The following is a 13,280-nucleotide window of genomic DNA, read 5'->3' as shown; positions in this document are numbered from 1 at the left end:
TAACCCATCCGCAGGTCGGCGCTGTCATCCTGACCGGTTCGATCGAGACCGCGGACCTGTTCCGATCGTGGAAGCCAGACCTGCGCCTGTTTGCCGAGACCAGCGGCAAGAACGCCTGATCATCACCCCGAGCGCCGATCTCGACCTGGCCGTCGCCGACCTGGTGACGTCGGCCTTCGGGCACAGCGGCCAGAAGTGTTCGGCTGCGTCGCTGGCCATTTGTGTGGGCGACGTGTACGAGTCACCGCGGTTTCGCCAGAAGCTGACCGACGCCGTGACCAGCCTGGCGGTTGGCTCACAACACGATCTGTCCACCACGATGGGTCCGCTGATCGGACCACCCCCGGACAAGCTGATGCGAGCGTTGACCCAGCTCGATGACGGCGAGGAGTGGCTGGTGAAGCCAACTCGCCTCGACGACGGATTGTGGACGCCCGGCGTTCGCATCGGCGTCGAACCCAACTCGTGGTTCCATCTCACCGAGTGTTTCGGTCCTGTTCTGGGCGTCATGCGCGCCGACGACCTCGACCACGCCATCGCATTGCAGAACAGCACCGACTATGGGCTGACCGGCGGCATTCACACCCTCGAAGACGACGACGTCGAGCGGTGGCTCGAAGGGGTCGAGGTCGGCAACGCATACGTCAATCGCACCATCACGGGTGCGATCGTTCAGCGCCAGCCATTCGGCGGTTGGAAACACTCGGCGATCGGGCCGGGCGCCAAAGCCGGAGGGCCGAACTATGTGCGCAGCCTCCGCCGGTGGATCGATACCGCGCCCCGCGACGAGGCCTGGCTCGACCTCGCTCGCGGGTCTGACGAAAGATGGTGGCTGGATCACTACAGCATCCAGCACGACCCGTCGGCGCTTTACTGCGAGTCGAACATCTTGCGGTATCGGCCTCTCCCCCGGGCTGTCATCTGGGTCGCGTCCGACGCCGACCCGATCGAGGTCCAGCGCTGCACGCTGGCGGCGCAGCGCTGTTGCGAACAGGTGCTGGTGTTGAGCGAGGACGAGTTCGTCGCCAACCAAGTCGGGCCCTACGACAGGGTTCGTGTTGTGGGCTCTGCGTCCGGGTTGGTCATCAGCGCGGCTCTGGCCGCCGGCGCCCAGCTGATAGACACCCCGGTGACCGGCGACGGGCGAATCGAACTGGGCTACTACCTACGCGAACAGGCGGTCTCGAGAACCCTTCACAGGTTTGGCAACGTGGCCTGATCAGACCGCACCGCGAGTGCTGGCCCGCTCCATCCGCGACACGAGCACGTTCGACTCGACCGCGTTGGCCGGCCGCCCGAACAGGTAACCCTGAACACAATCGGGGCCGAATGGACGGATGCGCTCGAGCGTCGCCCTGTCGGCAACACCTTCGGCCACGGTGCTGACACCCAGCGCCCTGGCCATCTGCACGAGCGTTCTCATGATCTGGCCTCCTTTTCGGTGTCGCTCGCAGTGACCAGCGATCGGTCGAGTTTCAACACGTCGAAGGGGATGGCTGCCACCTGGGCAAACGACGAGTGCCCGGTGCCGAAATCGTCGATGGCGATCCGTGCGCCCAGGCGGCGGATCGCAGGCACCACACGGTCGGCCTCCTTCACCCCCACGAAGTGCTGCTCGGTCATCTCCACCGTCAACTGCCCACGCGCCAAACCATTGCTTGCGATGGCCTCCTCGACCTCGACCAGGTAGGCGTCGTCGGCGATCGTCGGTGCGCTGGCGTTCACGGCCACACCGATGGGGCGCCCTACTGCCCTCGACCACTGGGCGGCCTGTGATGCGCCGGCCCTCAGTACGAACCTGTCGATGCGGGGCATCAGACCCAGCCGCTCGGCCAGGCCCAGGAACTCGTCGGGGGCGACGGTTCCGTATTCGGGATGGTTCCAGCGGATCAGAGCCTCGAAGCCGACAATCCCCAGGGGCCTCAGCGAGACGATCGGCTGGTAGTACAGCTCGAATTGGTCCAGCTCCAGGGCCACCTTGAGGTGTCGTTCCTTCTCGAGCCTCGTGACCAGCTCCTCGCGCATCCGCTGCTCGAACGGCACCACCTGGCCACGGCCTGCGCCCTTGGCCTGGTACATCGCTATGTCGGCATCGCGCAGAACGGCCTCGGCGTCGTCGCCGGGTTCGGCGATCGCCAGGCCGATAGAAGCCGAGACGTTCAGTTCCTTGTCGTCGAACGGAATCGGCACCGCCACCACACGCCTCACGCGCTCGGCGATCTCAGACGCCATCTCGCGACTCGACACGTCTTCGCACAGAACCACGAACTCGTCGCCTCCGAAGCGGGTGATGGTGTCGTTGGCCCTCAGCACACTGGCCATCCGGTCGGCCAGCTCGACCAGCACCAGGTCGCCCGCAGCGTGGCCCAGGGTGTCGTTGATCTCCTTGAACAGGTCGACGTCTATGAACATCAGCGCCGTCATCGATCGGGTTCGAGCACTGCGCACCAATGCGCGCTCGAGGCGGTCGGTCATCAGCGTTCGATTCGGCAGCTGGGTCAACTCGTCGTGCAGTGCCATATGGGTCAACTCGGTGCGCGCTGCCCGCTGCTCGGTGACATCGACCAACTGAACGAGGATGCCCACAACGCCATCCCCGCCCGTTATCGAACTCGAGGTCAGCTGCACCCAGCGCTCAGAGCCATCTGCTGTGGCAACCCTCAGATCTGGTGCTGTCACGTCGTCGGTTCTGGGGCTGGACAGCAGCGCCTCGGCGTCGTTGGCAGACTCACCGGTGAAGCGGTCGAGGATGCTGTTGCCCACCACCTGGTGCTCGTCCATTCCGCCGAACAGTCCCAGGGCGGCCGCGTTGGCCGCGGTGACGACGAAGTCTGGGTCTACCTCCAGAACACCTATCGGCGACCCCTCGAACCCGATCGCAAAGCGGGCCGTCTGTGTCAGTGCCTCTCGCCTCGCCACCTCGCGCCCGAGGATGATTCGCCTGGTGAAGACGAACAGGCCCAGGCTCAGCACCGCGCCGAGCACGGCAACCGAAACAGCTTCGCGGCTATTCGGGATTCGGAAGAAGCCCTCGCCCGACGTGACGGCGAGGCGCCACGACCGGCCGAACAGGCTCAGATGGCGCGTCGCGGCAAACCGGGCCTGCTCTGCGCTGCCCAGCAACAGGCTCGCCTGCGACCGAAGGTCGGCGGGCGCGTCGTCTGCGCCACCGAACACGCGCGTCACGTCAGGATTGATCGCCGACAGCGACAGGCTGGCGACGATCGGATCGCCCGCTTGTGACGCTCCGATCATGAACTGGTCGGGGTCGAACACAAACGCCAACCCGTGGCGCTCGTCTGTCATCATCGCTATCGCCAGATAGGTGTTGCCGTCGGCGTCGAAGACCGAATAGGCGCTCGCCTGATCGACCGTTGGCCCGTCGTCGCCCTCTGGCACCACCGCTGCGACCACATCGGCCAGGCCCGGATCGATCGACCCGGAATACGATGTTGCAGCACCGTCCACCATCGCGACCGCACCCGTGAACCCCTGGAAGTCCTCGGCCCCGAAGCGGCGCGTCGCCTGGTCGAGAGCTTCGCTGTCGCCCGGATCGGGGGCTGCAACCTCGACGGCACGCATGACAAACACCACCCGGTCGCCGGTGTCTCTGACCTCTTGTTCGAGGCCGTCCACCACGCCCAAGAAGTACTGCTCGGCCGAGGCGATCGAAGCGTCTCGCTCGGCTGCGACCGCATCTGCTCGCCACAAAACGACAAGCGCCGAGGCCAGCAATGGCGCGCACAAGACGGCGAGCGCGGTCAGCGTTCCACCGTGACGGCGCAATCGGGACATGGGTTCCGATCGGAACGAGCGGACCCAGATGTGAGGAGAGGTAACGAAAACGACTGGCGAATCAGTGGGTGTTGAGGCCCTGACCTTCGAGGAAGCCGCGCATGTGCGGGCGGCTCTCCTTACCCAGCAGAGCCGACATGTCGGCACTCCACACCCGGTCGAGCTTGCCGCCTGTGCGCTCGAGGTAATAGGCCCGCATCTGCTCGTCGTAGGCCTCGATTCCCTCCCTGTCGGCCGATTCGTCGTAGCGCTCTTCCTTCAGCGTCACCGACAGAGGCAGCCTGGGCTTGAGGGCAGGATCCTGGTCTGGCCAGCCGATGCAGAGCCCGAACAGTGGATACACCTGCTGGGGCAGCTCGAGCAGTTCGGTGACCTTTGCCGGGTCGTTGCGGATGCCGCCGATGTAGCAGATGCCCAGCCCCAAGGACTCGGCGGCGACGACGGCATTCTGGGCGGCAAGGGCGCAGTCGACGGTTGCGATGATGAAATGCTCGGTGACGCCGGGATGAAAGTCGCCGCCCGCCATCTCGCACGCCACCGCCGACCGGTGCAGATCAGCGCACCACACGAAGAACGCACCGGCCGTCTCGACATAGGCCTGCCCGCCGGCGACTTCGGCGATGGCAGCGCGGGTTTGTGGATCGCGCACCCTGATCACCGTGGTGCCCTGCAGGTTCGAGGACGTGGCAGCAGAGAGCCCGGCAGAGATGATGTCTGCCACCATCTCGTCGGAGACGGGCTCGTCCGTGAACTTGCGAATCGACCTGTGCGACTTCAGCAGTGAGATGACATCCATCTCACGACACTAGTTGTGGTGTGGCACTGTTCTGCTATGACCAAGGCCTATTGGATAAGTGCGTACCACGAAGTACACGACCCGCAGAAGCTCGCCGAGTATGCCAAGCTCGCCGGTCCGGCGATCGCCAAGGCCGGCGGCCGGTTCCTGGCCCGGTCCGAGGCCGTGCGGGCCTACGAAGCCGGGCTGATGCAGCGCACCGTTCTTATCGAGTTCGACTCGGTCGAAGCCGCCGAAGCCTGCCACGACAGCCCCGGCTACCAGGCCGCTCTGCAGGCCCTGGGCGACGGGGTCACCAGAGACCTGCGCATCGTGCCCGGCGTCGACTAGCCAGTCAGCGCTGCGCCGCTCGGGCGCCTAACGCATGATGAACGGGTTCGCGACCGACGAATCCTGCGCGATCCAGACCGACTTGGTCTGCAGGTACTCCTTGATTCCCTCGATGCCGCTCTCGCGGCCCAGGCCACTGCGCTTGTATCCGCCGAACGGCGAGTTGAACGACACCGCTCTGTAGGTGTTCACCCACACGGTGCCTGCCTTCACCGCGTCGGCGACGCGCACGGCCCTACCGATGTTCTGGGTCCACACGCCTGCTGCGAGTCCGAAGTTGACGTCGTTTGCTATCTCGATGGCCTCTTCTTCGGTGTCGAAGCCGATGATCGACAACACGGGCCCGAACACCTCTTCCTGGGCTATGCGCATGTCGTTGGAGACGTTGGTGAATATGGTCGGCTGGACGAAGCGGGTGCCAGACGAGCCTGGCCCGGTATAGCGGTCGCCGCCGAGCACACACGTGGCGCCGCCCTCCTGGGCGATGCGGATGTAGTCGAGGACCTTCTGAAACTGCGGTTCGGTGGTGACGGGGCCCACGTGGGTGTCGTACGACATTGGGTCGCCGATGACCGCCGACGATGCCACCTCGACCAGGCGCTCGACGAAGGCGTCGTGCACAGAGCGCTGCACCAGGGCCCGCGAACCGGCGATGCAGGTCTGGCCGGTGGCGGCGAAGATCCCGGAAATGACCCCCATCACGGCCGCTTCCAGTTCGGCATCGTCGAACACGATGTTGGGCGACTTGCCGCCCAGCTCGAGCGTCACCTTCTTCAGGTGCTTGGCCGCCGACTCATATATCCGCTGCCCGGTGCCGTCCGATCCCGTGAAGGCGATCTTGACGATGTCGGGATGATCGATCATGGCCTGGCCGGCCTCGTGCCCGAAGCCGGTGACCACGTTCACGACGCCCGGCGGGAACCCGGCCTCTTCGAACAGCTTCACGAACTCGAGCGTCGAGGCCGAAGTGAACTCAGACGGCTTGATGACGGCGGTGTTGCCCGCCGCCAAAGCTGCCGGAAGCTTCCACGACAGCAACAACAACGGCGAGTTCCATGCGGTTATCAGGCCCACGACACCCAGCGGCTCGTGTTTGGTGTAGTTCAGGACCCCGGGGCGGTCCAGAGGGATCACCGAGCCCTCGACCTTGTCCGCCAGTCCCGCGTAATAGCGATACCAGCCCGCCGTGGCCATGGTCTGGCCGGCCATCTCTGCGATCAGCTTGCCGTTGTCGCGCACCTCGACCTCGCCCAGGCGCTGGGCGTCGCGTTCGATCAGGTCGGCGAGCTTGTACAGCAGGCGTCCGCGCTGGGTAGGAGTTGTGGCCGCCCACCCGACTGAAGCCGCCTTGGCTGCAGCTGCGGCGGCATCGACATCGGCGGCGGTTCCCCTGGCCACCCGGGCCCAGATCTCGCCCGTGTATGGATTGTCCGAGTCGATGTATTCGCCCGAAGCGGGCGCCACGAACTGCCCGTCGATGAAGAGGTCGTATGTCTGCACCCCGCCAAAAGTACCCGGGGCCCACCGAGGCATCGAACGCCGCAGGCGGGTTGCTCAAGCTCCGACCCCGGTGCGCGCCGACGATGCGGCGTCGATCAGGGGGGCGATCTCTCTATCGTCGAGTCCGACGATCTGCAGCGCGATCGCCAGTTGCTCCTGGCGAGGCTGCGAGGGGTCGCCGGCCAGTGCGCTGCGAATCCACTGCACCACCGCGCCGAGAAGCGCGTCGGCGGTAACCGACGCAGAGCGCTGACGAAACCGGCCGCTGTCGATGCCGTCGGTGACGGCCTGGATGACGATGCCCCGTACCCTCGAACGAAGCCCGGGTACCGACGCGAGCAGATTCACGAACGCGTTCGCCGCAATCGGGTCGACAACTGCGAGATCCAGGAGCTGCTCGGTGCCGATCACCACCCGCGCGGCCGGGTCGTTCTCTACGGCTGCAAGGGTGTCGCGCCCGATCTCGACCCCTACTGCCAGCTCGGCGACAACGGACTCGACGAGCTCGTTCAACGACGAGAAGTGGTTGTAGAACGTGGCCGGCGTGACGCCGGCCGCGGCGGCAATGGCTCCGACCGTGGCTCCGTCGGGGCCTCGTTCGGCCAACACAGACGAGCCGGCTTCGAGCAGCTGACGGCGGGTGCGCGCCCGTTTGCGGGGATAACCAGTCGTTGTCGAAGAGGTTCCACTCATCTGCTCAAGCCTTCACCACGAACCATCGCTATTGAAGATGACACAAGTCACCGATCTCTAGGTTGACGATGGTCTCTAATTTTATAGACTCATCTCCAGATTTGCTACGCCCGGAGACCCACATGACTGTCAAGACCGACGCTGCCACATCGGCGACTGCCACAACCGACCCGATTCAGGAAGACCTGGCCATCGTCGAGGCCACTGTCGAAGCCCTCACCTCGTCTATCCCAGCCGCCCTGTCACCAAAGCAGGCAGCTGCAGCCGTCGGCCGGTTCGCGAGTTCGTTGATAACCCAGCCACAGGTGCTGACACGGCACTTCGTAGACACCGCGGTCGAGGGCGCAAAGATCGTCGCCGGGACGTCCGAGATCGCAGCCGGCGCCAAGGACCGTCGCTTCGCTCACGAAGCCTTCACCACCAACCCCGTATACAAGCGGCTCGCTCAGGCTCAGACCCTGGCCGAACGCAAGACTGGCGAACTCATCGACGGTCTCGATCTCGATCCCAAGAGCCAGATTCGATCGAGGTACCTGGCAGACCTGATGCTGTCGGCGTCTGCTCCGACCAACCAGCTTCTCGGCAACCCGGCTGCCTTGGAAGAGGCCCGCCGAACCAAAGGACGCAGCCTCGTCGACGGGGCGCGCCACGCCCTACACGACGTCCTGCACAACGGTGCGATGCCCTCGATGGTCGACACCCGACCGTTCACGCCGGGCGACACCGTGGCTTGCACGCCAGGTGCCGTCGTCTATTCGAATGCGGTACTCGAGCTGATCCAGTACACGCCCACCACCGAAACGGTCTTCGAACGGCCCGTGTTCGTGATGCCGCCGCAGATCAACAAGTACTACATCCTCGACCTCGCCCCCGGCCGGAGCCTGGTCGAGCACCTGGTATCGAACGGGCACCAGGTGCTGATGGTGAGCTGGCGCAATGTCGGCCCCGAACATCGCGACTGGAACCTCGACACCTATGTGGCAGCAACACTCGAGGCGATGGACGCGGCTCTCGAGGTCACCGGCGCCGACGACCTGAACCTGCTCGGCGTCTGCGCCGGCGGCATCACCGCCTCGGCCCTGCTCGGCCACCTGGCCGCCGTAGGCGACAAGCGAGTGAACTCGGTCAGCTATCTGGTGACGATCCTCGACTGGGAAGAGCCCTCGATGATCGGTTCGATGATCTCGGGCCCGGTGCTGGGCGCGGCCAGGCGTCGAAGCCAGCGCAAGGGCGTGCTGGACGGTGGTGACCTCGGCCGAGTGTTCGCATGGCTGCGCCCGAATGACCTGGTCTGGAACTACTGGGTCAACAACTACCTCACCGGCAAGAACCCACCTGCGTTCGACGTGCTCAGCTGGAACGTCGACGCCACGAACCTTCCCGCCGGATTGCACTCTGACTTCCTGCAGATCGCGGGCACGAACGGCTTGCTGAAGGCCGGTCACATCACCGTGCTCGACACCCCTGTAGACCTGTCGAGCATCCAATGCGATTCGTTCGTCGTGGGTGCGGTCACCGACCACATCACACCGTGGACGGGGTGTTTCGCAACCGTCAACGCACTGGGGGGCACCTCGGAGTTCGTACTGAGCTCGCAGGGTCACATCCAGGCGCTGGTCAACCCGTCGGGCAACCCGAAGGGCAGCTTCCGCACCGGCGATGCAATCGTCGGCGCGGGCGGTGGACAAACCGCTCAGGACTGGCTCGATCAGTCGACCGAGCACTCGGGCAGCTGGTGGGACCATTGGACCCAATGGCTTTCGAGCCGCTCTGGTGAACACAAGGCATCCCCGACCGAGCTCGGCAGCCAGACTCATCCCGCGGGTATCGCTGCGCCTGGGTCGTACGTACACGGATGAGAGTTGCCACCGGGCGCAACTACGCACCAACCTTGCACTCATGAGCGACCTGAGCCTCCGTTCGTCGGCCGTCACGGTCGGCGGTCAGCGAATACGGGTGATGGTCGAGAACCGCGGTGCCGGACGACCACTGCTGCTCATCAACGGCATCGGGGCCACCGGCGAACTCTTCGAGCCGTTGAGACGGCACCTGACCGACCGCGAGACCATCGCCTTCGATGCCCCCGGCGTGGGCGACAGCCCCACACCGCTGTACCCCAGATCGATGAGGGGGCTCGCCGACCTCGTTGCGGGGCTGATCGTAGAACTCGGCCACGAGCGGGTCGACGTGCTGGGGCTGTCGTGGGGCGGTGCCCTGGCCCAGGAACTGACGCGTAGGCATCCCCGCAGGGTCAACCGCCTGATCCTGGCGGCAACGATGATGGGCTGGACCTCTGTGCCCGGCCGTCCTGCGGCCATATCGATACTGATGTCGCCGGTCAGGTACTACTCGCCCGACTATCTGCGCCGTGTGGCTCCCACCCTTTACGGCGGTGCCATCAAGGATCATCCCGACCTGCTCGACGAGCACGCCAGGTTGCGCGAATCGAAGCCGCCCACCCAGCTGGGCTACCTGTACCAACTCGCAGCCCTGCGGCGCTGGAGCAGCCTGCCGTGGCTCCACCGAATCAAGCACCGGACCCTGGTGCTGGCCGGCGACGACGATCCGATCATTCCGCTCTTCAACGCCGAGGTCATGGCCAGGCAGATTCCAGACGGCCGCCTGCACCGGGTCGAAGGCGGTGGCCACCTGTTCCTTTTCACCAGGGCCGAAGAAATGGCCGGGGTAATTCGCCGATTCCTGGCGACCGGCTCCGAACAGGCTCGCCTGCACCTGTCTGCCTGAGCCGCGCGAGTGGCCCCCGGGCCGTCGTGGTTCTGGTCAGGATCCCTGCTGCGCGCGACGGGCCGCTATCTCGGCCAGGTCGTCATAGGTCAGCTCACCGCGGAACAGCGAGATGAGCGCCCGCCCCAACGGCCGGCGAGGCCAGCGGTCGTCGTCGATCAGGTGCAGGTCGCTGGTGACCGACCCGTCCGCACCGAACTCGTAGGTCCTATAGCCGGGCGGCAACCAGGTCTGGGCGTCGAGATCGAAACAGTGCTTCAGCGACGGGGCTACGAACACCGGTACGTCGTGGAAGTCGTACACGTCGGGGACGTGTGTGTGCCCTCCCCCGATGCCACGCAGCTTGGGCAGGCCGGCCATCGTGGCCGCCCACTCGGCCGCATAATCGGCGTCGAAGCTCAGCTGAAGCCGCGGTGCGGGCGGATGGTGCACCCACACGAACACGTGCTGGGCCGCGGTTCTGGCGCACACATCTCGGATCCACGCCGCTTCGCGCATGCCCAAGGTCCCGTTTCGGTGCAGCCGCGATCCGTCTGAGGGGTCGATTGTGCGGCCGGTTTCGTCGACGATCATGCCGCCCGCGTTCGAGTCGACGAACACGAACGCCCACGGGCCGGCCTCGACCACCCGTGACGTGCTGACGCCCGGCCTGGCCACCCCCACGGTGAATGGGGCGTCGAAGTCGTGGTTGCCCGGGCACACGTTCACCGGCACCTCGAACCGGGCGAAGGCGCTGGCGGCCAGGCGGTATTCGTCTGGCTCGCCGTGATCGGCGATATCACCGGTGACCACCACCATGTCGGCCCCGCCGGCGTTGGCACCGCAGTGCTCGAACACTGCGTCGAACGCCTCGGACGTGTCGTAGGCGAAACCCCCCTCGGCCTCTGCGCCCTCGGCGAGGAAGTGGGTATCGGACAACTGCAGGACACGAATCGGTTCGGTCATCGTTGTGCTTTCCGTTGGGTCAGGCCGCGGCCGCGGCGAGGGTGTCTCCACCGACGGGCAGCACCGAGGTGTCTATCCCGTACAGCTCTGCGATGTTGTCGCACAACATGCCCCTGACCTGCTCGCTCGACAGATGTGCGGTCTGCTCGGCCAGCATCTCCTGGCTCCACGGCCACGTGCTGTCCGAGTGCGGGAAGTCGTTGGCCCAGCACAACCGCCGCCAGTTCATCTGGTCGGCGTTGCGGAATGCGACGAAGTCGTCCTGGAACGTCAGGTAGATGTGCTCGTCGAAGTACTCCGACGGCATCCGCTGGATCGGGGCTGTCAGCCAGGCGCGGTGGCGCTTGAAAGCGTGGTCCATCCGGTACGTGTAGTGGGGCACCCACCCGGCGTCGGCTTCGACGCACACGACCTTCAACGCCGGAACTCGCTCGAACACCCCGCCCAGCACCAGCATGCCCATGACGTCCTGAACGCCGCGGATGATCGACAGGAACGAGTTCATCTTGGGCCCGCGAGGCTTGGACGAAAGGTTGTCGGACCGGCCGGTCAGGATGTGGAAGCTTGGCACCAGACCCAGGTCGACGCACGCCTGCCAGAACTCGTCGTAGATGGGCGAGTCGTAGTCTTCGACCTTGGGCTCGCCAGGCATCATCACGCCGCGCATGCCCATCGCCTTCATCTCTTCGAGGTCGGCGATGCCCTGCTCGGGCGAGCTCATCGAGGTCTGCCCCAATGCCAGAAGCCGGTTGGTGTCTATAGCGCAGTACTGGGCGATCCACCGGTTGTACGCGGCCATAGCCGCGGTCTTGTACTCGAAGTCTGGGTGGTTGCACAGGATCATTCCCACCGACGGGTAGATGATCTCGGCAGACACGCCGTCGCGGTTCTGGTCGGCGATGCGGGCCGACGAGTCGTAACCGCTGCGGTGCAGATCGGCGTACTTGGCCTTGGTGTTCAGCTGATCCCAGGGCAGGCCGGCAGCGGCGACAAGACCCATGGGAACCGTGCTCTTCATCCCGTCGATGACATAGACATCGCCGCGGTCTTCGGTCTCGACGACCCTGGGCGCAACATCACGGAACTTCGGATCGATGTAGGCGCTGTAGGTGTCGGGCGCTTCGGTGATGTGAGAGTCGGCCGAGATGATCGGATGATCGACGTGCATGTCATGCCCCCTGGTTTCCCCTGGCCACGACAGTAGCGATCAACTGCGGTCGACTACCACCTCGCCACCCTTCAGCACGTGGCTGAACGCGCTGGCCGGGTCGGCGAAGGCGACGATGTCCTCGAGCGGATCGACCCTGGAGATCACCAGATCACCGAACGCGCCCTCTGCGACCACCCCGATACGGCCCTGCATGTGACACAGCGCCGGGGTGTTGACCCACATCGCCTCCAAGATCTCGGCCGTCGACAGCACCTCCGAGCGGATGGTCAGTTCGCGGTTCTGCATCCACTGCGACTCGCCGATGAGGTCGGTGCCGTACGCCATCGTGACCCCGGCGTTCTTGGCGATCTCGAGCGAGCGCAGGCCGGCCTCCAGCACGCGGGCGTTCTTGTCCTGGTTGGTCTTGGGAAAACCCAGCTTCTCGCCGAGTTCGGCCATGCCGTGATACGCCACCAGGGTCGGCACCAGCACAGAGCCCGCGTCGGCGATGGCCATGGCGGCCGCCTCGTCGATCATGTTCCCGTGTTCGATGCTGTGCACGCCCGACTCGACGGCCATCAGGATCGACTCGGGAATGTAGGCGTGGGCGGCGACATAGGTGCGACGGTGAGCGGCCTCGACGACGGCGGCGCTGATCTCTTCGTGGGTGTATTGCACGCTGTCGAGGGGGTCCATGGGTGTGGCAACGCCGCCCGATACGTGGATCTTGAGGAAGTCGCTGCCGTCGCGCAGGTTGTGGCGGGCCGCCTTGCGAACGGCCTCGGCACCATCGGCGACCACGCTGAAGTTGTTCGACCGGAGGCTGCAACCGCACGAGGCCATCTCCAAATGGCCTCCCTCGGTGTCGCCGTGGCCGCCCGTCTGGCTGATCATGCGCCCGGCGGTGACGATGCGCGGACCCAGAGCCTCTCGTGACCGTATGGCACGGATCAGCCCGAAGAGGTCGCCACCCAGGTCGCGAACCGTTGTGAAACCTCGCTCGACCGTCTGGCGGGCCAGCCGTGCCATGACGATGCCGAACTCGACCTCACTCATCACCGACAACCGCTGGAAGTTCAGCGTGGCGAGCCTGAAGTGCACGTGACCGTCGATCAGACCCGGTACGACGTAGGCCCCGGCGGCATCGAGCTCGACGTCGGCGCCGGTGGCTGCGGACGAGTCGACCTGCACGATGATGCCGTCATCGATGACAACCGTCTGGTCGGGCCTGTAGCTCATGGACGTGGTGTCCAAGACAGTTGCGTTGTTGACGATTGTGCGCATGGGGCATCACATTACGCACGCGTCGCCGCGGCCTACGATTCA

10 protein-coding genes and 1 pseudogene are annotated in these 13,280 nt (G+C 65.3%); 4 read left to right on the top strand and 7 right to left on the bottom strand.

Translation table 11 applies throughout. The annotated features are described in order from the left end of the window. The first annotated feature begins 67 nt into the window (after window positions 1-67). Window positions 68-1,219: an aldehyde dehydrogenase family protein gene (locus tag R2770_03285; GenBank protein ID MEZ5279471.1), complete on the top strand. Its 1,152-nt coding sequence runs from the start codon at window positions 68-70 to the stop codon at window positions 1,217-1,219. On the opposite strand, the pseudogene R2770_03280 reads toward R2770_03285, so the two are convergent. Further along, window positions 1,220-3,255 (bottom strand): annotated as a pseudogene (locus tag R2770_03280) (EAL domain-containing protein). It abuts the gene before it with no gap. A 601-nt stretch (window positions 3,256-3,856) separates the two neighbouring features. Further along, window positions 3,857-4,591: an oxygen-insensitive NADPH nitroreductase gene (gene nfsA / locus R2770_03275; protein ID MEZ5279470.1), complete on the bottom strand. Its 735-nt coding sequence runs from the start codon at window positions 4,589-4,591 to the stop codon at window positions 3,857-3,859. A gap of 36 nt (window positions 4,592-4,627) precedes the next feature. Between nfsA and R2770_03270 the strand changes: the two genes are divergently transcribed. Beyond that, complete coding sequence (locus R2770_03270) at window positions 4,628-4,921, top strand: DUF1330 domain-containing protein (protein ID MEZ5279469.1); 294 nt, start codon at window positions 4,628-4,630, stop codon at window positions 4,919-4,921. 27 nt (window positions 4,922-4,948) lie between these two features. Here R2770_03270 and R2770_03265 read toward each other — a convergent pair whose 3' ends face one another. Next, window positions 4,949-6,421: an aldehyde dehydrogenase gene (locus R2770_03265; protein ID MEZ5279468.1), complete on the bottom strand. Its 1,473-nt coding sequence runs from the start codon at window positions 6,419-6,421 to the stop codon at window positions 4,949-4,951. Window positions 6,422-6,475: 54 nt separating this feature from the next. Beyond that, entirely contained in the window at window positions 6,476-7,114 is a 639-nt protein-coding gene (locus tag R2770_03260) for a TetR/AcrR family transcriptional regulator (protein ID MEZ5279467.1), read from the bottom strand. 122 nt (window positions 7,115-7,236) lie between these two features. On the opposite strand from R2770_03260, the gene R2770_03255 reads away from it, so the two are divergent. Together R2770_03255 and R2770_03250 are read left to right on the top strand one after the other, a co-directional pair. Beyond that, complete coding sequence (locus R2770_03255; protein MEZ5279466.1) at window positions 7,237-8,973, top strand: alpha/beta fold hydrolase; 1,737 nt, start codon at window positions 7,237-7,239, stop codon at window positions 8,971-8,973. Window positions 8,974-9,013: 40 nt separating this feature from the next. Continuing rightward, window positions 9,014-9,859, top strand: a complete 846-nt coding sequence (locus tag R2770_03250; GenBank protein MEZ5279465.1) for an alpha/beta fold hydrolase — start codon at window positions 9,014-9,016, stop codon at window positions 9,857-9,859. A 36-nt stretch (window positions 9,860-9,895) separates the two neighbouring features. On the opposite strand, the gene R2770_03245 is transcribed toward R2770_03250, so the two are convergent. From R2770_03245 to R2770_03235, 3 genes are read right to left on the bottom strand one after another with little or no spacing between them, the layout of a single operon-like run. After that, a complete protein-coding gene (locus R2770_03245; protein MEZ5279464.1) occupies window positions 9,896-10,804 on the bottom strand; it encodes a metallophosphoesterase in 909 nt (302 codons plus the stop codon). A 19-nt stretch (window positions 10,805-10,823) separates the two neighbouring features. Then, window positions 10,824-11,972 carry an amidohydrolase family protein gene (locus tag R2770_03240; protein ID MEZ5279463.1) on the bottom strand — a complete coding sequence of 383 codons (1,149 nt, stop codon included), beginning with the start codon at window positions 11,970-11,972 and terminating at the stop codon, window positions 10,824-10,826. 39 nt (window positions 11,973-12,011) lie between these two features. Then, complete coding sequence (locus tag R2770_03235) at window positions 12,012-13,238, bottom strand: amidohydrolase family protein (protein MEZ5279462.1); 1,227 nt, start codon at window positions 13,236-13,238, stop codon at window positions 12,012-12,014. Between the last annotated feature and the right edge of the window lie 42 nt (window positions 13,239-13,280).

It is taken from the genome of Acidimicrobiales bacterium, from assembly GCA_041394185.1.
Taxonomy (GTDB): Bacteria; Actinomycetota; Acidimicrobiia; order Acidimicrobiales; family Poriferisodalaceae; genus JAAETH01.
The sequence above is the reverse complement of the archived record's forward strand: the minus strand, read 5'-3'. Positions and strand labels throughout refer to the sequence as shown.

Coding starts and splice junctions, on each gene's coding strand:
- nfsA (MEZ5279470.1), bottom strand. CDS start 4,591: ATGGATGTCATCTCACTGCTGAAGTCGCACAGGTCGATTCGCAAGTTC.
- R2770_03270 (MEZ5279469.1), top strand. CDS start 4,628: ATGACCAAGGCCTATTGGATAAGTGCGTACCACGAAGTACACGACCCG.
- R2770_03260 (MEZ5279467.1), bottom strand. CDS start 7,114: ATGAGTGGAACCTCTTCGACAACGACTGGTTATCCCCGCAAACGGGCG.
- R2770_03255 (MEZ5279466.1), top strand. CDS start 7,237: ATGACTGTCAAGACCGACGCTGCCACATCGGCGACTGCCACAACCGAC.
- R2770_03250 (MEZ5279465.1), top strand. CDS start 9,014: ATGAGCGACCTGAGCCTCCGTTCGTCGGCCGTCACGGTCGGCGGTCAG.
- R2770_03245 (MEZ5279464.1), bottom strand. CDS start 10,804: ATGACCGAACCGATTCGTGTCCTGCAGTTGTCCGATACCCACTTCCTC.
- R2770_03240 (MEZ5279463.1), bottom strand. CDS start 11,972: ATGCACGTCGATCATCCGATCATCTCGGCCGACTCTCACATCACCGAA.
- R2770_03235 (MEZ5279462.1), bottom strand. CDS start 13,238: ATGCGCACAATCGTCAACAACGCAACTGTCTTGGACACCACGTCCATG.